The sequence below is a fragment of the Aliinostoc sp. HNIBRCY26 genome (genome assembly GCF_050235535.1).
Taxonomy (GTDB): Bacteria; Cyanobacteriota; Cyanobacteriia; order Cyanobacteriales; family Nostocaceae; genus Trichormus.
Genome location: NZ_CP189852.1, coordinates 900,977 through 923,009, shown reverse-complemented (window position 1 = coordinate 923,009; position 22,033 = coordinate 900,977). Strand labels below are relative to the sequence as shown.

At 42.0% G+C, this 22,033-nt stretch carries 23 protein-coding genes; 17 read left to right on the top strand and 6 right to left on the bottom strand.

Annotated features, from left to right (window positions below; all coding sequences use genetic code 11):
• Positions 1 to 114: 114 nt before the first annotated feature.
• Positions 115 to 717, bottom strand: coding sequence for a precorrin-6Y C5,15-methyltransferase subunit CbiT (cbiT, locus tag ACQFX9_RS03930; protein WP_427160796.1), 603 nt, complete (start codon positions 715 to 717; stop codon positions 115 to 117).
• Between the two features lie 226 nt (positions 718 to 943).
• On the opposite strand from cbiT, the gene ACQFX9_RS03925 reads away from it, so the two are divergent.
• The gene (locus ACQFX9_RS03925) at positions 944 to 2,341 is read left to right on the top strand and encodes a serine/threonine protein kinase (protein WP_427160795.1); all 1,398 of its coding nucleotides are present in this window, start codon (positions 944 to 946) and stop codon (positions 2,339 to 2,341) included.
• 433 nt (positions 2,342 to 2,774) lie between these two features.
• Positions 2,775 to 2,948 (top strand): twin-arginine translocase TatA/TatE family subunit, encoded by a 174-nt coding sequence (tatA, locus tag ACQFX9_RS03920; RefSeq protein ID WP_103140001.1) that lies wholly within the window; start codon positions 2,775 to 2,777, stop codon positions 2,946 to 2,948.
• Between the two features lie 68 nt (positions 2,949 to 3,016).
• Here tatA and cphA read toward each other — a convergent pair whose 3' ends face one another.
• Positions 3,017 to 5,722: a cyanophycin synthetase gene (cphA, locus tag ACQFX9_RS03915; protein ID WP_427160794.1), complete on the bottom strand. Its 2,706-nt coding sequence runs from the start codon at positions 5,720 to 5,722 to the stop codon at positions 3,017 to 3,019.
• Positions 5,723 to 5,893: 171 nt separating this feature from the next.
• Positions 5,894 to 6,757 carry a cyanophycinase gene (locus ACQFX9_RS03910; protein ID WP_103140003.1) on the bottom strand — a complete coding sequence of 288 codons (864 nt, stop codon included), beginning with the start codon at positions 6,755 to 6,757 and terminating at the stop codon, positions 5,894 to 5,896.
• 567 nt (positions 6,758 to 7,324) lie between these two features.
• Here ACQFX9_RS03910 and trmD point away from each other — a divergent pair.
• From trmD to argH, 8 genes are all read left to right on the top strand, one after another.
• Complete coding sequence (gene trmD, locus ACQFX9_RS03905; RefSeq protein ID WP_427160793.1) at positions 7,325 to 8,074, top strand: tRNA (guanosine(37)-N1)-methyltransferase TrmD; 750 nt, start codon at positions 7,325 to 7,327, stop codon at positions 8,072 to 8,074.
• Positions 8,075 to 8,166: 92 nt separating this feature from the next.
• The gene (gene ispF / locus ACQFX9_RS03900) at positions 8,167 to 8,649 is read left to right on the top strand and encodes a 2-C-methyl-D-erythritol 2,4-cyclodiphosphate synthase (protein WP_427160792.1); all 483 of its coding nucleotides are present in this window, start codon (positions 8,167 to 8,169) and stop codon (positions 8,647 to 8,649) included.
• Positions 8,650 to 8,751: 102 nt separating this feature from the next.
• A complete protein-coding gene (locus ACQFX9_RS03895; protein ID WP_427160791.1) occupies positions 8,752 to 9,273 on the top strand; it encodes a hypothetical protein in 522 nt (173 codons plus the stop codon).
• 13 nt (positions 9,274 to 9,286) lie between these two features.
• On the top strand, positions 9,287 to 9,880 hold the full coding sequence (locus ACQFX9_RS03890) for a PIN domain-containing protein (protein WP_427160789.1): 594 nt from the start codon (positions 9,287 to 9,289) through the stop codon (positions 9,878 to 9,880).
• Positions 9,881 to 9,901: 21 nt separating this feature from the next.
• Positions 9,902 to 11,692, top strand: a complete 1,791-nt coding sequence (locus ACQFX9_RS03885) for an ABC transporter substrate-binding protein (RefSeq protein WP_427162788.1) — start codon at positions 9,902 to 9,904, stop codon at positions 11,690 to 11,692.
• A gap of 93 nt (positions 11,693 to 11,785) precedes the next feature.
• Complete coding sequence (larB, locus tag ACQFX9_RS03880; protein WP_427160788.1) at positions 11,786 to 12,574, top strand: nickel pincer cofactor biosynthesis protein LarB; 789 nt, start codon at positions 11,786 to 11,788, stop codon at positions 12,572 to 12,574.
• A gap of 116 nt (positions 12,575 to 12,690) precedes the next feature.
• Positions 12,691 to 12,897, top strand: coding sequence for a hypothetical protein (locus ACQFX9_RS03875; protein WP_427160787.1), 207 nt, complete (start codon positions 12,691 to 12,693; stop codon positions 12,895 to 12,897).
• 257 nt (positions 12,898 to 13,154) lie between these two features.
• Positions 13,155 to 14,540, top strand: a complete 1,386-nt coding sequence (gene argH, locus ACQFX9_RS03870; protein WP_427160785.1) for an argininosuccinate lyase — start codon at positions 13,155 to 13,157, stop codon at positions 14,538 to 14,540.
• 117 nt (positions 14,541 to 14,657) lie between these two features.
• On the opposite strand, the gene ACQFX9_RS03865 is transcribed toward argH, so the two are convergent.
• Positions 14,658 to 14,822 carry a hypothetical protein gene (locus tag ACQFX9_RS03865; protein WP_192881605.1) on the bottom strand — a complete coding sequence of 55 codons (165 nt, stop codon included), beginning with the start codon at positions 14,820 to 14,822 and terminating at the stop codon, positions 14,658 to 14,660.
• Positions 14,823 to 15,391: 569 nt separating this feature from the next.
• Between ACQFX9_RS03865 and ACQFX9_RS03860 the strand changes: the two genes are divergently transcribed.
• From ACQFX9_RS03860 to ACQFX9_RS03845, 4 genes are all read left to right on the top strand, one after another.
• On the top strand, positions 15,392 to 15,886 hold the full coding sequence (locus ACQFX9_RS03860; RefSeq protein WP_427160784.1) for an NUDIX hydrolase: 495 nt from the start codon (positions 15,392 to 15,394) through the stop codon (positions 15,884 to 15,886).
• A 144-nt stretch (positions 15,887 to 16,030) separates the two neighbouring features.
• Positions 16,031 to 16,849: an alpha/beta fold hydrolase gene (locus tag ACQFX9_RS03855; protein WP_427160783.1), complete on the top strand. Its 819-nt coding sequence runs from the start codon at positions 16,031 to 16,033 to the stop codon at positions 16,847 to 16,849.
• Positions 16,850 to 16,913: 64 nt separating this feature from the next.
• Positions 16,914 to 17,315 (top strand): STAS/SEC14 domain-containing protein, encoded by a 402-nt coding sequence (locus ACQFX9_RS03850; RefSeq protein WP_427160782.1) that lies wholly within the window; start codon positions 16,914 to 16,916, stop codon positions 17,313 to 17,315.
• Positions 17,308 to 17,736, top strand: a complete 429-nt coding sequence (locus ACQFX9_RS03845) for an HNH endonuclease (protein ID WP_427160781.1) — start codon at positions 17,308 to 17,310, stop codon at positions 17,734 to 17,736. Before ACQFX9_RS03850 ends, ACQFX9_RS03845 begins: the two co-directional genes overlap by 8 nt.
• A 1-nt stretch (position 17,737) precedes the next feature.
• On the opposite strand, the gene ACQFX9_RS03840 is transcribed toward ACQFX9_RS03845, so the two are convergent.
• On the bottom strand, positions 17,738 to 18,577 hold the full coding sequence (locus ACQFX9_RS03840; protein WP_427160780.1) for a pantothenate kinase: 840 nt from the start codon (positions 18,575 to 18,577) through the stop codon (positions 17,738 to 17,740).
• Positions 18,578 to 18,686: 109 nt separating this feature from the next.
• On the opposite strand from ACQFX9_RS03840, the gene ACQFX9_RS03835 reads away from it, so the two are divergent.
• Positions 18,687 to 20,411 carry a diflavin flavoprotein gene (locus tag ACQFX9_RS03835; RefSeq protein WP_427160779.1) on the top strand — a complete coding sequence of 575 codons (1,725 nt, stop codon included), beginning with the start codon at positions 18,687 to 18,689 and terminating at the stop codon, positions 20,409 to 20,411.
• 71 nt (positions 20,412 to 20,482) lie between these two features.
• On the opposite strand, the gene ACQFX9_RS03830 is transcribed toward ACQFX9_RS03835, so the two are convergent.
• Positions 20,483 to 20,743: a hypothetical protein gene (locus ACQFX9_RS03830; protein ID WP_427160778.1), complete on the bottom strand. Its 261-nt coding sequence runs from the start codon at positions 20,741 to 20,743 to the stop codon at positions 20,483 to 20,485.
• A gap of 24 nt (positions 20,744 to 20,767) precedes the next feature.
• Between ACQFX9_RS03830 and ACQFX9_RS03825 the strand changes: the two genes are divergently transcribed.
• Both ACQFX9_RS03825 and ACQFX9_RS03820 read left to right on the top strand, forming a co-directional pair.
• Positions 20,768 to 20,893, top strand: coding sequence for a hypothetical protein (locus ACQFX9_RS03825; protein ID WP_427160777.1), 126 nt, complete (start codon positions 20,768 to 20,770; stop codon positions 20,891 to 20,893).
• A gap of 205 nt (positions 20,894 to 21,098) precedes the next feature.
• Entirely contained in the window at positions 21,099 to 21,908 is an 810-nt protein-coding gene (locus ACQFX9_RS03820) for an Rpn family recombination-promoting nuclease/putative transposase (protein WP_427160776.1), read from the top strand.
• Positions 21,909 to 22,033 lie beyond the last annotated feature (125 nt).

The following is a 22,033-nucleotide window of genomic DNA, read 5'->3' as shown; positions in this document are numbered from 1 at the left end:
GAAAGGCTGGGGACTGGTTAAGTGATTTATTTAATCAATATACTGAATTTCTTGGTCTCTAGTTACTAATTTCCCATAGCCAATGCCCCATGACCTATGCCCTATTCCCCATACCTAGTCTAGTTTCTCACCACTCAGGATAAAAATGGGATCAACTGCGGCAAAGGTTTGAGAGAAGCCGCGTCTTTCTAGTCGGTTAACCGCCGACTGTACAACTTCAATATTTCTCGCTTGCAACTGGGAAAAACTTTGAGAAATCATATACAAACTTTCTAGATTAGTGGCTGTCGCTACTACTCTTCCCGATGACGGTAAATAATTCCAAACTGTTTGCAGAATATCTTGAATTGGTCGTCCTCCCTCAATACAGACACGCTGAGGGCTGACTTTAATATCATGTAAACACTCCGGCGCACTACCTTCAATCACTTCCACATTTTTGACACCAAAGCGATCGCAGTTACGTTTAATTAAATTAGCTACTTCCTCATCCCGTTCTATAGCAACAATCTGTCCTTTTGGACACAATAACCCTACTTCTACAGGGATTGTACCTGTACCTGCGCCAATATCCCATAAAACCGAATCAGGTTCTAAACGCAGTTGAGAAATCAATAACAACCGAATTTCTCGTTGACTAAGTGGAATTCCCGGCAAATGCTCGAAAAACTCATCAGGAATACCAGGTGTAACATAAGGCCAAAGTTGGGAAGGCATAGGAATACGCAATTATACTAGTACAAGAAGGTGGGGCAGGGAGCAGGGGGCAGGGGAAGCAGAGGGATAGAGGCGACAAATTAATGACTAATTACTCATCACTCATCACTCATTACTCATCACTCATCACTCATTACTCATCACTCATTACTCAGCACTCAGCACTCATTACTCAGCACTCAGCACTCATTACTCAGCACTCAGCACTCATTACTCAGCACTCATTATGATTGGGGAAACATTCAATAATCGCTATGAGATTCAACAACAGTTGGGTAAAAAAGCAGGGCGAAGGACTCTACTTGCTCAGGATCTAGTTACTGGTGAATTGGTAGTTGTTAAATTGTTAGCTTTTAGTAGTGATTTTGAATGGGATGATCTCAAACTATTTGAGCGTGAGGCAGAAACTCTCAAATCTTTATCACATCCCTCAATTCCAAGATATGTTGACTATTTTGAGGTAAATTCACCTAACATCAAAGGATTTGCTCTAGTACAGAGTTATATCCCAGCCCAAACTTTAGAGCAATACCTACAATCTGGCAGAACTTTTACCGAAACTGAAGTTAAACAAGTAGCTAAAGCAGTTTTAGAAATTCTTATATATCTACATGGACTGCACCCCCCTGTAATCCACCGTGATATTAAGCCTAGCAATATTTTATTGGGGGAGCGTTCTGGAAATAGTGTTGGCCAAGTCTATTTAGTAGATTTTGGTTCAGTCCAAACTGTTTTGGCAACAGAAGGCGGAACTAGAACTGTAGTGGGAACTTACGGCTATATGCCACCAGAACAGTTTGGCGGACGTACTGTTACTTCTTCTGACCTTTATAGTTTGGGTGCAACATTAATTTACTTAATCACGGGGACTCATCCTGCTGATTTGCCCCAAAAAGATTTTCGGATACAGTTTGAGTCTGTAGTAAATCTCAGTTCAGGTTTGACGCGCTGGCTCAAGTTCATAATTGAACCTAATTTAGAACGAAGATTCAGTTCTGCAAGTGCTGCACTACAAGCTTTAGAAGGGTCGCCAGCACCAATAGATATTAGTAGCAGTTTGGTGATCTCTCAACCAGCAGGTAGCAAAATCCAATTCACGAAAAATTGGGATGTGCTGGAAATTGTCATTCCTCCAAAGGGTTTTAGTTGGTCGATGCTGTTTACAGGAGCATTTGCGATCGCCTGGAATTCTTTTGTTCTACCTTGGACAATCTCGGCATTGCTGGCCTCTTTTCCTCTCAATCTCGCCTTGCTCGCATTTTCACTACCTTTTTTGGCTGTGGGTGCCACTCTGTTCTGTGGCATAATTTCCCATCTATTCGGGTATACCCGTTTACGTATCGATCACCAAGAAATTATGTTTTATGACGAACTGTTTGGTTTTCAACACCACCGTTCCAGTCCTTCACGCAAAACCAGCATTAACAAACTAGTTTATATCCAAAAATATTGGACTAGAGATCGTGAAGGTCATCGCACTGAAGTTCCGGCCAAATTAGAAATTTGGGCAGGTGTAAGAAAATATGAACTTGGTGTTAATAGCATCATTGAATGGGAAGCAGAATTAAAATGGTTAGCCCAGGAAATCAGTGATTGGTTGGATATACCAATTCAAAGGGGATGAATCAATTCAAAATTCAAAATTCAAAATTCAAAATTCAAGACAGCCACCCACAAGGGGGAGCCACTGCGGTGGACGGGTTCCCCGGCATAAAGGAGGCAGTGCGTTGGGCGGGTTTCCCGACTTAAAGCAACTGCCGTCAAGTGGCGTTGGGGTTTCTACCTACCTTGTTAGATAAGGATTTTTTGGGCGTTAGCGTAGCGGGACGCAAGTTCGGTTTTAAACCTATCTTTTTCCAATCAATAGAAGCTAATTTTGGTGGTGAGAGTTTCCCTATTTTCGTTTAGATTAATCTTATGAGGATGAGTCTTGATACACGTTAGTAAGTAATAAGTAGAATGCGTCAGTATAAATAATTTATTTGTATAGCTAGATTATCTCGCACTGACGCACCCTACCGGACTGATACAACTAAAAAATTCAGGAGAAACTTTATATGTTTGGACTAGGATGGCCAGAAGTAGCGATTATTGCTGTCGTCGCTATTGTCATTTTCGGCCCGAAAAAAATTCCCGAACTGGGAAGCGCACTAGGTAAAACCCTACGAGGTTTTAAGGAGGAGCTAAAAACGCCTAGTGAGGATACCACCTCGGAACAAGAAGAAAAATAGATTTTTTAAACTCTTAACTGAGCAACGGTTAATAGTAGAGATGCGACTTTTCCCATCTCTACTATTAACTACAGCAAAGTATTAATTACAGAATTAGATGCTATGCCATTTTGGTTATCAACAACGGAGGAGTGAATATTTTGTGGCTGAATATCTTCCGCTACTACACCGCGTAGCTTAATCAATCTAATAGCGCGGCTGACACTCTCTGGCAGAATTACTACCAAACCTTTGTCGGGAGCCATGTCCAAACCTCGATTAATGGCTTGGGTTTCATCCAAAATCGATTCATAACGGGCATCTGGTTTAACTTGTGTGATGCCTTTGGTGATTAAATCCGAAGCTGATCCCCTTGCTCTACCCCTAGTATCGTCGTCTTCTTTGACAATGATGTAGTCAAAAATTTCGGCGGCTAGTTTTCCTAGCATGACAAAATCTTCATCGCGGCGATCGCCAGGGCCACCCACTACACCAATTCGTTGTCCGGTTGTCCAGTTACGCACAAAAGCACCCAAGGCTTCATAACTGGCGGGGTTATGGGCATAATCTACTAGGGCGTGGTAGCTACCCAAGTTAAACAAGTTCATCCGTCCTGGGGTTTGACTCACCGAAGCCCGGAAGGTTTTCAAACCGGCGCGAATTTGCTCTATGGTGACATTCTGGACAAAGGCTGCCAAGCTTGCTGCTAAGGCGTTAGCAATCATAAACGGCGCACGGCCACCCATCGTCAAGGGAATATTTTCTGCCCTTTCGATGCGATGTGTCCAATCACCTTTAACAATTGACAAATAGCCGTTTTCATAAACTGCGGCGACTCCTCCCTTTTGGATGTGCTGCTGCACTAGTTCCGAACTGGGATTCATCGTAAAGTAGGCAATGTTGGCTTTGGTTTTTTCTGCCATTGCGGCGACACGGCGATCGTCCGCGTTGAGTACAGCATAACCATTGGGAAATACTGCTTCTGCAACCACACTCTTGAGGTTGCCTAACTGATCAATGGTGTCAATGTCACCGATGCCTAAGTGATCTGCTGCCACATTTAATACCACACCCACATTAGCAGACTCAAAGCCCAAACCAGAACGCAAAATGCCTCCACGGGCTGTTTCTAGAACTGCAACCTCTACGGTTGGGTCTTGTAAAATCAAATGCGCGCTTTGTGGGCCTGTGTTATCACCAGATTCTACTAAGAAATCTCCGATATATGTCCCGTCTGTGGTTGTATATCCTACTACTTTACCTGTTTGCTTATAAATATGGGCGAGTAGGCGGGTAGTCGTGGTTTTACCGTTCGTCCCTGTAACGCTGAGGATGGGAATGCGGCTCGATTGTTCAGGGGGGAACAGCATATCCATAACTGCGCCAGCTACGTTGCGGGGAATGCCTTGGCTGGGGGCGACGTGCATTCTAAACCCTGGTGCAGCATTTACTTCCACAATTACGCCATCTAACTCTCTCAAGGGACGGCTGATATCTGTAGTGACAATATCTAGCCCCGCAATATCCAAACCAATGATTTTCACTACCCTTTGGGCTAACCAAATATTTTCCGGGTGGATTTCATCTGTCCGGTCTACGGCGATACCACCTGTACTGAGGTTGGCTGTTGCCCTTAAATAACAAATCGCGCCTTTAGATAGCACGCTGTTGAGAGTGTAACCTTGCCGTTCGAGGAGTTGATAGCTAGTGCGGTCTAGTTCGATTTTTGTGAGGACTTTATCATGTCCTTCGCCACGGTTAGGATCTTTGTTGGTTTCTTCGATGAGTTCGGCGATGGTGGATCTGCCATCACCTACAACATGAGCTGGTACACGTTCAGCAACTGCTACCACCTTCCCATTTACTACTAGTACCCTATGGTCACGCCCAACGTAATACCTTTCGACAATAATGGAGCGAGAAACTTGTCTAGCAGCTTCGTAGGCGGCTTCGGCTTCTTCCCAATTTCTGATATCGATGGTAATACCCCGTCCGTGGTTGCCATCTAGGGGTTTAATGACAATCGGATAACCACCTACGTATTCAATAGCTTCTTCTAAATCATCTAGGAAGTTAATTACTGTACCTCTAGGTACGGGTACCCCTGATGCCGCTAAGATGCGTTTGGTGGCTTCTTTATCACAAGCTAATTCTACGCCCAGGATGCCAGTTTTTTGGGTCATGGTGGCTTGCATCCGTTTTTGATTCACGCCATAACCAAGTTGAATCAGAAAACGTGCGCCTAGCTGCATCCAAGGAATACCGCGCTTTTCCGCTTCTTTGACAATAGATTCTGTGGAAGGGCCAAGGGAAGCATCACGACAGAGGTCTTTCAGGTCTTGAATATCTTGCTCTAGTTCTGCCTTCGGGTATCGTCCACGGTCTACAATACTTTGGCACAGTCTGACGGCGGCTCGGCCTGCGTAACGTCCTGCTTCTTCGTTGATATACTCAATAACTACCTGATAGATTCCAGGTGTAGCCGTTTCACGGGTGCGGCCAAAGCCAACGTGCATTCCAGCTAATTCTTGAAGTTCTAGGGCTACGTGTTCGACAATGTGACCCATCATCGTGCCTTCTCGCACTCTCATCAGAAAGCCGCCACGACAGCCAGGTGAGCAGTAGTGACCTTCTAGACTTGGCAGTGCCTCTACCAATCCTTCATAAAAACCAGGTATTTCATTTGAGGGTTTCTCGGCAAGGTTCTCTAAGTCGAGGCGCATGACGATCAGCTTGTGGCGTCGAATGCTCCAGTAGTTTGGGCCGCGTAAGGTCTGGATCTTGAGGATTCTCATGGGAATAGGTAGATGGAGATTCGGAACCAAAATTCTAGTTTCTTACTGGAATTGACCGCTAAACTGTTTAAAATGAACAGTTTTTTTGATTATTTTATGTATTGCTTGGGTTTTTCTACAGCAGAGAATAATAGGCGATCAATTCAGTCTAACCTCAGGTACTCTATTCCGTCAGCTGGAGATGCGGTGTACAGCAGGCAATACGGTGCGCTGGTACAGGTGGAAGCGATCGCCATAGCTGAGGATATGCAGACGTAAGTTATGCACGGTCAAAGGTTCATTTGCGCCAACGTGGGGTTCGTTGGTATGGGTTAATTCAGTGGGATCGACAATGGTGACACTGCCTTTACCCATGACTTGTAACCACCCATCGCGCTCAAATACGGCACAAGTGTCTTCATCAATGCCAATTCCTAGTCTATCGGGATGGGCGGCAACTGCACTAATGAGACGACCCATGCGATTGCGATTATGGAAGTGTTGGTCAACAATGACTTCGGGGATTAATCCCAAGCCAGTCGCCATATCGACTAGGGAGCGATTTGGCGTTTCACCACTACCACCGCCAGCAATCATGTGATGTCCCATCACTGCTGCACCTGCACTTGTGCCTGCTAAGGTCAGATGTCCTGCGCGCACCCGCTTACGAATAATTTCCATTGCTGGTGTATCAGACAAGACACCACAGAGACGCAGTTGGTCTCCTCCTGTTAAAAATACCCCGCTACAGGCTTCTAGGGCTTCTTTGACATAGGGAGATTCGCACTGTTCCCGCTCACGGATGTCTAAAATCTCGACCTTTTCAGCACCCATTTCTTCAAAAATCCGGATGTACCGACCACCAATAATCGCGGGTTCGCGAGAGGCAGATGGAATAATTGTAATATAAGCCTTACTTGCACCAGAACGTCCAAAAAAAGTTCTCAGGATTTCGCGTCCATGAACTTTATCTTCTGCGCCTCCGATTACCAGAACGGCGGTTTTTGTTGCTTGGGGTGTCCTCATTTCCAGCGATTTAGCTTTTAATTCCGGCATTGTGTTTCTCCTGTCAACAACTTCAGGAACCATCGCTTTGGACGGGTTTCCCGGCTTATGGCGAATGGCGTGTGAATTTAACAAGGTGGATTAGCCTGATAGTTTTTGGACTTTGCTTTTAAGAGAGGACACTGCATTCGAGTCACAAGAAGCCTCATTTATTCTGGTGTTCTTTGCTGTTCCTCAAAGCCAGTGCCTTGTTTTTCACCTGTCCACTGTCTCCAGACTGATTTAAATTTGCTTAGGGGCTGTGTTCGCCTCTAGCATTTGGGATTAGGTTTCCCTTCTGGGTTTGGAGTGAGCAGGTCTTTACACACATTTTCTGAGGCTGGCCTGATACATCCTGGAAGTTGTTAACCTGGTTCAGATTATTTATTTAAATCTAGTTGTGACAATATTTAAACATAAATTTAAGTAACTAGAAAAACTTTGAGCTTAACCAAAACCAAGAGTTGCAAGACTTTTAGATACTATTGATAAAGCCTATATGTAGTTTTAACCTACATTGGCTGCTTGTGTTTGATAGACATTCATTCTTAAGATTAGTGTTCTTGAATACGAATTACTGTGCGTTTTGATATAGTTACACTTTTTCCTGACTGTTTTACCTCGGTTCTGAACTCTGGTTTGCTGGGTAAAGCCCTGGCTAAACAAATTGCCCAGGTAAACTTAGCTAATCCCAGAGACTTTACTACCGACAAGCACCGCAAGGTAGATGACGAACCTTATGGGGGTGGTGTAGGGATGCTGATGAAGCCTGAACCAATTTTCAGTGCGGTGGAATCTCTCCCAGTTTTACCCCGGCGAGAAGTGATTTTAATGAGTCCTCAAGGACAAACCATCAATCAGCCCCTATTACGAGAATTAGCCAGCAATTACGACCAATTAGTGGTAATTTGTGGGCATTACGAGGGGGTAGATGAGAGGGTACTGCATCTTGTCACCCGTGAGGTATCTTTAGGGGACTTCATCCTCACAGGGGGAGAAATTCCGGCGATGGCGTTGATTAATGGTGTGGTGCGTCTCCTTCCGGGAACTGTGGCCAAAACCGAGTCCTTAACGGCCGAAAGTTTTGAAGAAGGACTATTAGATTACCCACAATACACCCGTCCCGCCGACTTTCGTGGTTGGAAAGTCCCAGATGTTTTACTATCTGGAAATCATGCTGCTATTGCCAAATGGCGTTATGAACAGCAGATAGACAAAACACGCGATCGCCGTCCTGATTTGCTCTCTAAATGGCAACAGGAGAGGCAGGGGGGCAGGGGGCAGGGGGCAGGGGGCAGGGAGCAGGGGGAGCAGGGGGAGACAAGGTAGACAAGTGTAGACAAGGTAGACAATAGAGAACATGAGAAAAACTGTTCCATGTTCTCTATTGACTAATGACTATTGACTATTGACTAAGACTCATGAACATCCGAATTGGTAACGGCTACGATATCCATCGACTGGTGAGCGATCGCGCTTTAATTTTGGGGGGAGTCCACATCCCTCATGAATTGGGTTTATTAGGACATAGTGATGCGGATGTACTAACTCACGCCATTATGGACGCAATGTTGGGCGCATTATCTCTAGGCGATATCGGTCACTATTTCCCGCCTACTGACCCCCAATGGGCTGGGGCAGATAGTTTAGTTTTGTTAAGCCAAGTAGATCAATTAATTCGTGATCAAGGCTGGAAAATAGGCAATATTGACTCAGTTGTAGTTGCAGAACGTCCCAAGTTGAAACCACACATTAAAACTATGCGTGACAAAATAGCAGATGTTTTAAAACTACAACCTAATCAGGTTGGTATTAAAGCCACAACCAATGAGAAACTAGGCCCAGAAGGACGAGAAGAAGGCATTTCTGCCTATGCTGTAGTCTTGCTGGTATCTTCTAATTAAGATCGTTTTCATCAGGGATTTTGCATGGTTAGTATATGCGTACCTGAGAATTAATTGAGCCAAGTGATTCAACTTTACTAGTTGCCTGGGAGAACTAAAACAATGGAAGCTGCTGCATTTCCAAGGGGTAATTATATTGCTGATATTGTTGTCTTAGATAAGCATGAGAGAATTGTTTTGTTGGTTGAAGTAAAGGCTAGAAAACTAGCGGCGAATGCTGACAAACAACAAGCTGTTCTTTTAATTAAACATTATTTAAACAATATTAATAAATGTAAGCAATTATCCTTCGGGAATAAGCCTTTTATTATGCTAGTAGACCTAGCAAGTATCATAATTTTTCAAGATACTAGTGAGAGTTATTCAGAACCTTTACTGTCCATGCAAACTAGCGATATTTTGAATAGTTATGACGGTACTTTCAGCGAATTGAGTAGTAAAAATCATATCTCAGGATTTTATTTAGAAACACTGGTGGAAGCTTGGTTAAGAGATTTAGCTTATCACTGGAAATCACTAGAACCACCGGCATCAGACAGGCTCAAAAACATCGGTTTATTGCAACTTATCGAAGGAGGAACTACTCTTTCTCAGGTAAATCTAGATGAAGATACTGTACGTTGAAACTAACTTCATTATGGGTATTGCTCAGGGACAAGATTTAGCAGCTATCGAACTGCTTAACAAAACGCCTAATTCACTGCGTATCCTCATACCTAATATATGCTTCTTAGAAGCTTTAAACACACTGGAAAAAGAAAAAAAGGATCGTTATGAATTCAAACAGGAATTAAATAAACAAATTAATAAATCCAAGCGAAACATAGCTTCTATTAATGCTCAAAATGCAGTTTTTCACTTAGAACAGACACTGATTCTAAATCAAGCTACACTTAATGAAATTAATTATCGCCTTTATGATGCTATAGATAAACTAATTGACAAAGCAGAAATAATAAATTTAAATAGCTACGTACTTAGAAACATCATAGAGCAGAATTTTATAGAGCCTGAAACACTACATATTAAAAATGACATTTTAGATAACCTAATTCTTAATTGCATTCTAAATCATGCAGATTTAAATAATCAATGTGAAAAGATATTTATGAGTAGCAACACCAATGATTTTGGTAAACAAGAAGTACAAGAATTGTTGCAAAGAAGTGGTATTAGATACTTTTCCCGAACTCAAGATTTTCTCGGTTGGTGGCAATCTCAAAATAATTAATTAAGTGAAAAATGTAAGATGATGTCAATCAAAAACACCTCTGTTAATATCATTAAACGTTTCTGGATACTAATAATTCTGGCTGTATTTACCGCCGCTACAGTTGCAGCTTGTAACCCAAATAGGCTGAAAATGAATGCTGATGCTGCACAAGTACCGCAATTAGTTACCAGTATTCTCAGTGATCCGAAAACTTTTAATTTAGCTCTCAGCCAAGAATCTCCTAATGTTTTTGGATTGACCTATGAGGGGTTAATTAACCAAAATGTTTTAACGGGTAAAGTTGAACCAGCTTTAGCAGAATCGTGGGAAATCTCTGAGGACAAGTTAAGATTTACATTCACCATGAGAGAGGGGTTGAAATGGTCTGATGGCAAGCCATTAACGGCTGATGATGTAGTTTTTACTTACAACGATATCTATTTTAATTCAGCGATTCCATCAGATGTAAAAGATAGTTTTAGAATAGGTGTAAATCGTCAGTTACCTACAGTTAAAAAAATCGACGATCGCCGTGTAGAATTTACTTTACCAGAACCCTTCAGACCGTTTCTTCTCAATGCGGGTACTCCTATCTTACCGTCCCATGCTTTAAAAGCATTTGTCCAACAAAAAGACCAAGAAGGTAAGCCTGTATTTTTAAGTAAATGGGGCGTTGATACACCTCCAGGAGAAATCATTGTCAACGGGCCTTATAAACTAGAACGCTATGATACTAGTGAACGGGTAATTTTTCGCCGCAATCCCTACTACTGGCGCAAAAATGCTCAAGGCCAACCACAACCTTACATTGAACGTATAGTTTGGCAAATAGTCGAAAATACAGATAATTCTCTACTACAATTTCGTTCCGGTGGACTAGATTCTGTGGGCGTTACAGCCGAATACTTTTCTTTATTGAAGGTGCAAGAAAAGCAGGGTAATTTCAAGATTTACGGCAAAGAACCAGGAACAGGCACAAATTTTGTTTTATTCAATTTAAATAAAGGTAAAAGAGACGGTAAACCACTAGTAGACCCAATAAAATCGCGTTGGTTTAATACAGTGGAATTTCGACAAGCAGTAGCCTATGCTATTGACCGTCAAACCATGATTAATAATACATTTCGTGGTTTAGGCGAAGCACAAAATTCACCAATTACAGTCCAAAGTCCCTATTATATTCCCCCAAAAGAAAATCTCAAAACTTACGATTACAACCCAGAGAAAGCCAAGGAATTGCTGAGAAAAGCTGGCTTTAAATATAACGAGCAAAATCAACTATTAGATGCTAATGGCAATCGTGTCCGCTTCACATTGCTGACTAATTCCGGTAATAAAATCAGGGAAGCCATCGGCTCACAAATTAAGCAAGACTTGGCTGTAATTGGTATGCAAGTTGATTTTACACCCTTGGCATGGAATACCTATACAGATAAACTTGCTAATACTCTCGATTGGGAAGCTTCTTTATTAGGTTTAACAGGTGGTTTAGAACCAAATGATGGGGCTAATGTGTGGTCGCCTGACGGTGGGTTACATATGTTTAATCAAAAACCCCAAGAGGGACAAAAACCAATTGAAGGTAGAGAAGTAGCACCTTGGGAAGCAGAAATTGGTAAGCTATATATCCAAGCTGCTCAGGAATTTGATGAAGCCAAGGTCAAAGAACTTTATGCCCAAACGCAAAGAATTACTCAAGAATATTTGCCGTTTATCTATTTGGTAAATCCATTAGCCATGACAGCAGTACGCGATCGCTTTGAAGGGATTCAATACTCAGCTTTAGGTGGTGCGTTCTGGAACATACATGAAATCAAAATTGTTAAATAGCGAATGGGGCATGGGGCATAGGGCATCGAAATCAGTCTCCCCAATCCCCAGTCCCCAGTCCCTAATCCCCATTTCCCAATCCCTAAATCTACCGTGACTCAACCAGAAACTTTGCGATCGCTCCTAGAGGCGGTTGCCAATGGTAAAGTTACCCCAGATATGGCTTTAAATTCTCTCAAGGATTTAGCCTATGAACCTGTGGGGGAGTTTGCCAAAATTGATCATCATCGTCACTTAAGAACTGGTTTCCCTGAAGTTATTTGGGGGCCAGGGAAAACACCAGCGCAAATTGCCCAAATTATGGAGGTTATGCGTCAGCGTAACCCTGTGGTGATGGCTACTCGCATTGAACCGGAAGTTTACAACGTATTACAACCAAAAATTCGGGGTTTACGCTACTACGAACTAGCGAAAATTTGCGCCATTACCCCAGATCAAATCGAACCGCAGTTTGATGGGTTGATCGGGATTCTCTCTGCGGGTACGGCTGATTTACCTGTGGCGGAAGAAGCCGCAGTTACGGCTGAACTTTCAGGATTTCGTGTGCTGCGACTTTGGGATGTGGGTGTAGCAGGCATTCATCGATTATTGAGTAACCGCCATCTAATTCAATCAGCGTCAGTATTAATTGTAGTCGCAGGGATGGAAGGGGCTTTACCTAGTGTGGTGGCGGGTTTAGCTGATTGTCCTGTAATTGCTGTCCCTACAAGTGTCGGTTATGGTGCTAGCTTTGGCGGTTTAGCACCATTATTAACTATGTTGAATTCCTGTGCGGCTGGGGTGGGAGTCGTCAATATTGATAACGGTTTTGGCGCAGCAGTGCTAGCTGGGCAAATTTTGCGAACAGCCGAGAAATTACGGATGGCATCCGCTACATCTTGAGTTATGACAGCGAGTGATTAGGGAGAAAAAGTTAAAAGGCAAAAGACAAAAATTTTTTGACTTTTTAATTTGGTCTTTTTGACACGCCCAAGTCTTAACTTAATTTATTACTCAAGATGAACTATTTTTGTGATTTAATATCTCAAACTTTTTGGGATTTACCTCCCAATGTCATTGTTCTAGCACAAAATGTTACCAACCCTGATGTCATCGGTCAGATGCAGAAAGTCTGGAATCAGTTTGTCCAAAGTGGTCAAATCTGGGCATTGTTGATTGGTGTAGTAGTTGGTTATGCCTTTAGAAACCTGACTAAGTACGGTTGACATGGGTAGCTATTAGGCAGTAGGAAGTCAAGAGGTAAAAGGCAAAAGACGTTCTTCTTTTGCCCTTTGGGTGACGCTCCTGCGTCGCTAACGCTGCGCTAACGCCATTTGCTTTATGCCGGGAAACCCTTTCGGCAGTTGCTCATGGGGGAAACCCCCAAGATCGCACTGCCGACGCTCCTGCGTCGCTAACGCTGCGCTAACACCATCGCAATGGCTCACCTTTTTACTTTTTACTTTTGCCTTTTATTGTATCTATGACCGAAAAACAAACGTGGAGTCAGAGGTTTGAATCAGCGTTGCATCCAGCGATCGCCAGTTTTAATGCCAGTATTAGTTTTGATATAGAGTTAATAGAATACGACCTCACAGGCTCTCAAGCCCATGCCCAGATGTTGGCGCAGACGGGAATTATTTCCCCAGCCGAAGGGGAACAATTAGTGGCTGGTTTGGAACAAATCCGTCAAGAATACCGCCAAGGGCAATTTCAACCTGGTATTGATGCCGAAGATGTTCACTTTGCTGTAGAACGACGCTTGACGGAAATTGTCGGTGATGTGGGGAAAAAACTACATACGGCGCGATCGCGTAATGATCAAGTAGGTACAGATACTAGGCTTTACTTGCGTGACCAAATTCAACAAATCAAACAGCTAATACGAGAATTTCAGGGCGTATTACTAGAGATTGCGGAACAAAATGTCGAAACTCTCATTCCTGGTTACACCCACCTACAACGCGCCCAGCCTCTAAGTTTAGCTCATCACTTGTTGGCTTACTTCCAAATGGCACAACGTGACTGGGAACGTCTAGGTGATGTTAATCGCCGGGTAAATATTTCGCCTTTGGGTTGTGGTGCTTTAGCTGGGACGACATTCCCCATAGATAGACATTACACCGCCAAACTATTGCATTTTGATGATATTTATGCTAACAGCTTGGATGGAGTGAGCGATCGCGATTTTGCCGTCGAATTTTTGTGTGCTGCTAGCTTGATTATGGTTCACCTGAGTCGGCTATCTGAGGAAATTATTCTGTGGTCATCAGAAGAATTTCGTTTTGTCACCCTCAAAGATAGCTGTGCTACGGGTTCTAGCATCATGCCACAAAAGAAAAATCCTGATGTGCCTGAATTAGTCCGGGGTAAAACAGGCCGAGTCTTTGGTCATCTCCAGGCTATGCTAGTGATTATGAAGGGACTGCCTTTAGCTTATAACAAAGATTTGCAAGAAGACAAAGAAGGTTTATTTGATAGCGTCAAAACCGTCAAAGCCTGTCTAGAAGCGATGACTATTTTGCTGCGTGAGGGTTTAGAATTCCGCACTCACCGCCTGAATGAAGCTGTCACAGAAGATTTTTCTAACGCCACCGATGTTGCGGATTATCTAGCAGCTAGGGGAGTTCCTTTCCGAGAAGCTTATAATCTTGTAGGGAAAGTAGTTAAAACCAGCATTGCCGCAGGTAAACTCTTAAAAGATTTAACCCTAGATGAATGGCAGCAATTACACCCAGCTTTTCAGGAAGATATTTATACAGCTATATCCCCAAAAACAGTTGTAGCCGCACGTAACAGTTACGGCGGCACAGGTTTTGAGCAGGTAAATAAAGCTATTTTGGCTGCCCGTAGTCAAATATCAGAGTAGGGAATGGGGGATGGGGAACGGGGAATGGGGAAAAACATTAATTATTTTGATGCCCAATGCGCGATGCCCAATACCCACCCCTAATTCACACCAAAAAGCGAAGCTTGATCAAGTGGCTTATTCAGCATCAATTGCTGCTGCGCCTTCATCTTCCTCATTCTTAGGTGATCTTTGTTGGAATCTTCTCTGCATCTTTCCGGTTGTAGTCCGTTTACGAAACTTTCGGGCATAGGCCTGGTTTCGTAGCGCCTTTTCTTTTTTTGGGTTACGGCGCTTTGCCATATTCACCTCATGAATAAACAACAGAATAAGTGTCTAGGCATTTAGTAGACAATATCAGCTACTAGTGTTGTTGATAAAGTTTTAGCCTAGATTATAACTGGAGATAGTTTGAACAGCATACCATGCTACCCTATTTAACCGAAGAATGTCAATATTTGCTAAAACGAGAAGAATTTTACTGTTATCCTAGTGATGATATTTATAGATAAAAATAGTATTTTTTACAAAAATTATTAATTTTCCCAGAAATAAATCCTAAATGAACAGGAATCTGTAATTGTTTGTCGCATATTAGATTATATAAACTAATGTACTAACCATATGAGTTTAACAATTAATTTTAATCTCAAATTAAGTCAGAATTAAAGATAAATATTGATGGACTAATTGAGCTAAAATCTAGGAGTTTTTCATAAATATAGATAATATATCTAGATATAACTATTTTTTTGTTACAATGTACTCTCAAAATCATGAGCCTATTTGTTTAAAGCAAAAATCAACTTTTTCAATAGTTGATTTCATGCTCATGTGATTTGATTAAATTACACATTATATACATTTTCAGATTGAAAGTTCTTGCTTTTTTTGCGACACCCGTCCAATCTGCACGTAGTCTGTGGCGTATTGGACAAGCTGTATTAGGAGTTATTTTCCGTCACCCGATTACAGGAACAAGTATCATCCCGATATTACCTGACGGGCGAATTGTATTGATTAGGCGGCGTGATGATGGCCTTTGGGCTTTGCCTGGGGGTATGGTGGACTGGGGAGAAGATATTCCCAGTACCATCCATCGGGAGTTAATGGAAGAGACTGGACTAGAAGTAGCGCGTATTAACCGTTTGGTAGGAGTTTACTCTTCTCCCGAACGCGATCCCAGAATTCATTCAATTTGTGTGGTGGTGGAAGCGGAAGTCAAAGGGAATATGGCTATTCAGGATGAATTAGAAGTGATGGAAATCCAAGCTTTTAGTCGTGACTCCCTCCCTCATGAACCAATGTCTCATGATCACGCCCGCCAATTACGTGATTATTTAAATGGTTTGACAACACTAGCTTAAAGGCTCAAGTAGGGAGGTGTCAGATTCGAGAAAAAATACTTTTGCTGATGGAGTGAAGTTTTAAGGTAAAATTAGCAACTTAGATTGAGACTAAAGATGCTAATTTCATACTGAGAAATTCACTGTATAGGTTGCTAAATCAAGATGGATATGTTCTTACGTAACGCCCGGAGGAAACTTTCTCAAGGGCTATTATTCTGGCGTGAGGCTGGTGAAGGGATACCTGTGGTGCTTTTACATGGAAGTTGGTGTGAAAGTAGCCAGTGGGTGGGGGTGATGGAGACGTTAGCGAAGGATTTTAACTGCTTTGCGCCAGATTTATTGGGGTTTGGAGAGTCAGAAAATCCTAACGTTCATTACTCAATTGATTTGCAAGTGGAATGTATTGCTGAATTTTTGCAGGCTTTGAAATTAGAAAGAGTCTATTTAGTCGGACATTCCCTTGGGGGTTGGCTTGCTGCTAGTTACGCGCTGAAATATCCCGAACAGGTTGCTAAGTTAGTTTTATTAGCACCAGAAGGTGTAAAAATTCCGGGACAGGAAGCCGAGTGGCGGAGAATGCAGAAGTTAGTCAAGCGATCGCCTGTATATTTTAAGATAATGCGATCGCTGCGATTTTTAACTAAAATTTTTGGTCTAGATAAGAAAATTGACCAGGATTGGCAAACATACCAAAAGGTCAAGCAATTTCCCACAGCTTGCCAATTATTATTTCAACGACAACAGCCGGAAATCACCGCCGAATTATTACAAGACCGACTCTCTGAAATCGAAATTCCGGTGTTAATTCTACAAGGTGGTAAAGATTCTGCGGATGCTTTAACTCGCAGTGAAGTTTACAGTAAACTGATTTCTCAAGCAGAATTGCGAATGATTGCCCACGCTGGAAATGATTTACCACAATCTTGTGTTGGTGTTGTAGCTGGAGATATTCGGGATTTTATTTTAGGCAATAGGGGCTAGTCCATTTATATTGTTAGTTGCTTAAAATAAAATTACCCATAAATCAGCAGACAAGGGGCGAAGAATGTCAATCGTCAAAGTTGAAGTAAATTTATCTTCAGAAGATTTGCTCAAGGCAGTTGAACAATTAAACTTGTCTGAATTAGAACAATTTGTATCACAAGTTATTGCTTTACAAGCCCAGCGTAAAGCTACTCGACTACCACAGACGGAAGCGGAATTATTACTCAAAATTAATCAAGGTATTCCCGCACATATACAGAGAGATTATGAAGAGTTAGCGGCTAAAAGAGATGACGAAATTCTCACAGAAGATGAACATCAACAGTTATTGCAACTAACTCAAAACATAGAACAATTACAAACACAGCGTATAGAGAATTTAGCAGAGTTAGCAAAACTGCGTGGAATTTCACTAGTTACATTGATGAAAGATTTAGGGATTGAAGTCACAGGCGATGTCTAACAAAAGAGTGACTACACAGCAAAAAAAGTTAGTAGCCACAAGGGCGAAAGGATGTTGTGAATATTGTAAAAGCCAAGAACGTTTTGCTATGCAAGCTTTTGCTGCTGAACATATCATCCCTAGAAGTCAAGCAGGAGAAACTAGTCTAGATAATTTAGCTTTATCTTGCCAAGGTTGTAACAACCACAAATATAATAAAATTCAAGGTAGTGACCCGGTAAGTGGTGAAATTGTACTTTTGTTTAACCCACGACAACAACTGTGGGATGAGAATTTTACATGGAATCATGACTTCACTTTAGTTATAGGTTTGACTCCCACAGGTAGAGCGACTGTAGAAACTCTACAGTTAAATAGAGAAGGTGTAGTGAATTTGCGCCGAGTGTTATATTCAATTGGTGAGCATCCGCCAAGTGATTAACTTAAGTTTGATGTATTTTTTGCATTCCCCAAAAGATTAAATTTGCTTCTACTATCAAACGTTGAGCGATTTCAGGATATAAGACTTGCAGATAGTTAAATAATAAAGTGCGATCGCCTCCTTTCATCGCCACTTTCCCATCAGGAAACAATCGCCACCAATCCTCAAGAAAATCTTTAATTCCAGATAATAAAGTGTAAATTACACCGCTTTCAATTGCTTGTGGTGTATTGAGTGCAAAACGTGGCGGTAAAGATTGCAGAGTGTCTATATTTAAGTGCGGTAATTGTTCCGTTTTTTGACCTAAACTCGCCAACTGTAAACCCAACCCCGGCAAAATCGCCCCACCAACTAAACACTGATTTGCATCCGCAGAGGTAAAAGTCAGTGCTGTCCCTGCGTCAATTACCAACATCGGGAAACCCCAAGTCATCCCCGCACCCCACAAAGCCAAAGCGCGGTCAATTCCCAATGTCGGATATGTCTGTTTGAGGGGTACTTGGTCTAAAGTCAGAACACGCACATGAGGATATGTTTCCCAAATGGCGGTTTGCTTGGGTACGACAGAGGCGATAACTACAGGTAGGGGAGTGCTGAGTGCTGTTAGCGATAGCGCGGCGTTTAGCCGGTGCTGAGTGAGGAGTGAAATAATTTCTTTTTCCCAATCCCCAGTCCCCAATCCTTCTTCATTTTGAATTTTGAATTTTGAATTTTGAATTGATTCCTCCCCAGTCCCCACCAAAGTTTCCCCAATGAATAAACCCCAATGTAGCCGTGAGTTACCGATTTCTACGGCTAGCCAGGCTTTCTCAGTGTATGTTGGATGTTGGTACGGTTTCACACTTTTGATTTTTTTAACTTATCAATAGATTTTTTAATAAAAGTTAACAATAAACTCGTGCCACAATAAGACTAGAGGAATAAATACTCATTGTGTTAAGGAGATAGTTATGGTAGCAGTCACCGATAAAACTGAAAAACGGCTCACCATACAGACTGGAGAAATTGCGGAAGATACTACCACCATCCGTTCTCTAGATTGGGATCGCGATCGCTTTGATATTGAGTTCGGTTTACAAAACGGTACCACCTATAACTCATTTCTGATACGCGGTGAGCAAACAGCCTTAGTAGACACCTCCCACGAAAAGTTCCGTCAACTCTATTTTGATACCCTCACAGGCTTAATTAATCCCACTGATATAGATTATTTGATTGTGAGCCACACCGAACCAGACCACAGTGGCTTAATTAAAGATTTGTTGCAGATATCGCCAGAAATTACAGTTGTGGCTTCTAAGGTAGCAATCCAATTTCTGGAAGACTTAGTACATCAACCATTTAAGCGTAAGATTGTCAAAAATGGCGATCGCTTGGATTTAGGTAACGGTCACGAAATCGAATTTGTCATCGCCCCGAATTTACACTGGCCTGACACCATCTTTAGTTTCGACCACAAAACCCAAATTCTTTACACCTGCGATGCGTTTGGAATGCACTATTGTTCCGACAGCACCTTTGACGACGATTTAAAAACCATTGAAGCAGATTTTCATTATTACTATGAATGCTTAATGGGGCCAAATGCGCGGTCGGTATTATCTGCACTCAAACGGATGGGAGAACTACCCGCAGTGAAAATGGTCGCCACTGGTCACGGGCCTTTGTTGTTCCATAACGTGGAAGAATTAATTGGACGTTACCGGAAATGGAGTCAAACCCAAAACAAAGCCGAAAACACTATTGGGATATTTTACGTTTCTGAGTACGGTTATAGCGATCGCCTCGCCCAAAGCGTTATCAACGGTATCAATAAAACAGGCGTAGCTGTGGAAGTAGTAGATTTAGGTTCAGGGATAGACTTACAAGAACTGCGCGAATTAGTGGGACGCTGTACCGGAATAGTAATTGGTATGCCACCAGTTTCTGGTAATAGTAGTATTCAAGCTGCCCTAAGTACAGTTTTAGGTTCTGCTAAAGAAAAACAAGCCATCGGTATCTTTGAAACAGGCGGTGGTGATGATGAACCGATAGATCCTTTACTGACCAAATTCCGCAACTTAGGTTTAGTCACAGTTTTTCCAGAAATTCGGATTAAACAAACACCCACGGAAAACACTTACAAGCAGTGTGAAGAAGCGGGGACAGACTTAGGTCAGTGGGTAACACGCGATCGCAGTATTAAAGCGATGAAATCCCTGAGTGCAGATTTAGATAAAGCCTTGGGGAGACTAAGCGGCGGACTATACATTATTACAGCCCAAAAAGGCGAAGTTTCCAGCGCGATGTTAGCGTCTTGGGTTAGCCAAGCCAGCTTCAAACCCATAGGATTATCCATTGCCGTAGCTAAGGATAGAGCAATTGAATCTCTAATGCAAGTAGGCGATCGCTTTGTCCTCAACGTTTTAGAAGAAGGTAATTATCAAACCCTGATGCGCCACTTCTTAAAACGATTCGCCCCTGGTGCAGACCGCTTTGAAGGAATCAGAACCCAAAAAGCCGAAAATGGCGCGCCCATCCTCGCTGATGCTTTAGCTTACATGGAATGTGAAGTCCAAAGCCGGATGGACTGCGGTGATCACTGGGCAGTATACAGCACCGTCTACGCAGGACGGGTATCTAAACTCGAAAGCTTGACAGCCGTCCACCACCGCAAAGTCGGAAACCACTACTAAAAAACAAGTTCGTAGTAAGGACTTCAGTCCTTAGAAACATCAGGACTAAAGTCCTTACTACGAACCTTAAATTACTGCATCAAAATTTGTCGAGTCAAAATACTCATCACTTCACCTGGATTTTCTGTTGGTAGCAATGGACTCCAATCACCGACATTAGCATAGCCAAGCATATGCAAGTAGTGAATCGTACTGTTGACGGCTTTAGGCGAACCAATTAGCAAATGTTTAATCGGTTCTCTTTGGGGAAATAGCTGTTGTGGTAATTGCTGGCTGCTTGGAAAACTGACATCTTTGTGGAATTGGGCAAATTTTGTTAAATATGCGAACATAGCAGTTAAACTCCAGTTTGGGTTTTGATAAAAGCGATCGCTGTCTTCTTGCCGGAATTGCACGATCGCTTTTATTCTGTTTGGGTTTTAAATAAAGGCGATCGCTGTTTTCTGAGTGGAATTTGGCGATCGCCTTTATTTATGCCTTAATATTAAAGTATAATTTTATACTTGTCAATACATAAAAAAGGATTTTTTTGATAAAATCATAAGTTTTAATAGAGCGAAATAGTATTATTTCTTAATATAATTAACTTAGAAAAATTATTTATAAAATCATGAATAATTCTTGTTAATACGTAGTAAAACCTGATAAAATTAATCACAAATAATCAAAATTTTGTTATATTTTTTTTTGAAACGCGACTCTATTTATTACCAAATTTTCAAACGATTTCCAGCATTAATATTTGAACTAGTTGATAATCGTCCTGCACAGGCGCAAAACTATCGATTTGAATCAGTCGAAGTCAAAGAAACCGCCTCTCGCATTGATGGTGTTTTCTTACCACCAGAAGATGCAACGCCCAAAGTTATCTTTTTTGCTGAAGTACAATTTCAGAAAGACGAAAGTCTTTATCATCGCTTTTTTACCGAGTCGCTCACCTATTTGTACCGTAATCAATCTCAATACGATGATTGGTACTGTGTAGTAATATTTCCATCACGGAGTTTAGAGCCAAGCGATAAAATAACTCATCGCATATTTTTAAATAGCGACCAAGTGCAACGCATTTATTTAGATGAATTAGGGAATTCTGATACTCTACCAATCAGCATCAATTTAATGCAGTTGACAACCGCATCCTCTGAAACAATGGCAGAGCAAGCCAAGCAACTAATTCAACGGGTAAAATTAGAAGAAACAGGCACACTGCCGAAAACCGAAATCATCGAAATCATTACGACAATTGCTGTGTACAAGTTTTCGTCTTTGAGTAGAGAGGAAGTAGAAGCTATGCTAGGACTGAATATAGAGCAGACAAGAGTATATCAAGAAGCCAAAGCTGAAGGTTTAGAACAAGGTCGAGAACAAGGTCGAGAAGAACGGGAAGCTGAACTTTTGCCAGTTATCGTTCCAGTGTTACTTAAAACTGGGATGAGTGTAGAACAGATTGCTCAACAACTCAATGTTACTGTGGAATCTGTGGAGAAATATAGATAAGATATACCTCTGATGAGTTATGGCGATCGCACCCCATCTTAAAATTTAGGGGTAAAGATTCGTTCTCTACAATTGACTAGACAAAAATTTCATCCTGATCCCCCTAAATCCCCCTTACAAAAGCA

What these genes read in the sequence shown, in the direction of transcription:
- ACQFX9_RS03885 (WP_427162788.1), top strand. Translation starts at nt 9,902, where the DNA reads ATGTCAATCAAAAACACCTCTGTTAATATCATTAAACGTTTCTGGATA.
- ACQFX9_RS03855 (WP_427160783.1), top strand. Translation starts at nt 16,031, where the DNA reads ATGGATATGTTCTTACGTAACGCCCGGAGGAAACTTTCTCAAGGGCTA.
- ispF (WP_427160792.1), top strand. Translation starts at nt 8,167, where the DNA reads ATGAACATCCGAATTGGTAACGGCTACGATATCCATCGACTGGTGAGC.
- ACQFX9_RS03910 (WP_103140003.1), bottom strand. Translation starts at nt 6,757, where the DNA reads ATGCCGGAATTAAAAGCTAAATCGCTGGAAATGAGGACACCCCAAGCA.
- ACQFX9_RS03850 (WP_427160782.1), top strand. Translation starts at nt 16,914, where the DNA reads ATGTCAATCGTCAAAGTTGAAGTAAATTTATCTTCAGAAGATTTGCTC.
- tatA (WP_103140001.1), top strand. Translation starts at nt 2,775, where the DNA reads ATGTTTGGACTAGGATGGCCAGAAGTAGCGATTATTGCTGTCGTCGCT.
- ACQFX9_RS03865 (WP_192881605.1), bottom strand. Translation starts at nt 14,822, where the DNA reads ATGGCAAAGCGCCGTAACCCAAAAAAAGAAAAGGCGCTACGAAACCAG.
- argH (WP_427160785.1), top strand. Translation starts at nt 13,155, where the DNA reads ATGACCGAAAAACAAACGTGGAGTCAGAGGTTTGAATCAGCGTTGCAT.
- ACQFX9_RS03835 (WP_427160779.1), top strand. Translation starts at nt 18,687, where the DNA reads ATGGTAGCAGTCACCGATAAAACTGAAAAACGGCTCACCATACAGACT.
- ACQFX9_RS03875 (WP_427160787.1), top strand. Translation starts at nt 12,691, where the DNA reads ATGAACTATTTTTGTGATTTAATATCTCAAACTTTTTGGGATTTACCT.
- ACQFX9_RS03890 (WP_427160789.1), top strand. Translation starts at nt 9,287, where the DNA reads ATGGGTATTGCTCAGGGACAAGATTTAGCAGCTATCGAACTGCTTAAC.
- ACQFX9_RS03895 (WP_427160791.1), top strand. Translation starts at nt 8,752, where the DNA reads ATGGAAGCTGCTGCATTTCCAAGGGGTAATTATATTGCTGATATTGTT.
- cphA (WP_427160794.1), bottom strand. Translation starts at nt 5,722, where the DNA reads ATGAGAATCCTCAAGATCCAGACCTTACGCGGCCCAAACTACTGGAGC.
- ACQFX9_RS03830 (WP_427160778.1), bottom strand. Translation starts at nt 20,743, where the DNA reads ATGTTCGCATATTTAACAAAATTTGCCCAATTCCACAAAGATGTCAGT.
- ACQFX9_RS03845 (WP_427160781.1), top strand. Translation starts at nt 17,308, where the DNA reads ATGTCTAACAAAAGAGTGACTACACAGCAAAAAAAGTTAGTAGCCACA.
- cbiT (WP_427160796.1), bottom strand. Translation starts at nt 717, where the DNA reads ATGCCTTCCCAACTTTGGCCTTATGTTACACCTGGTATTCCTGATGAG.
- ACQFX9_RS03925 (WP_427160795.1), top strand. Translation starts at nt 944, where the DNA reads ATGATTGGGGAAACATTCAATAATCGCTATGAGATTCAACAACAGTTG.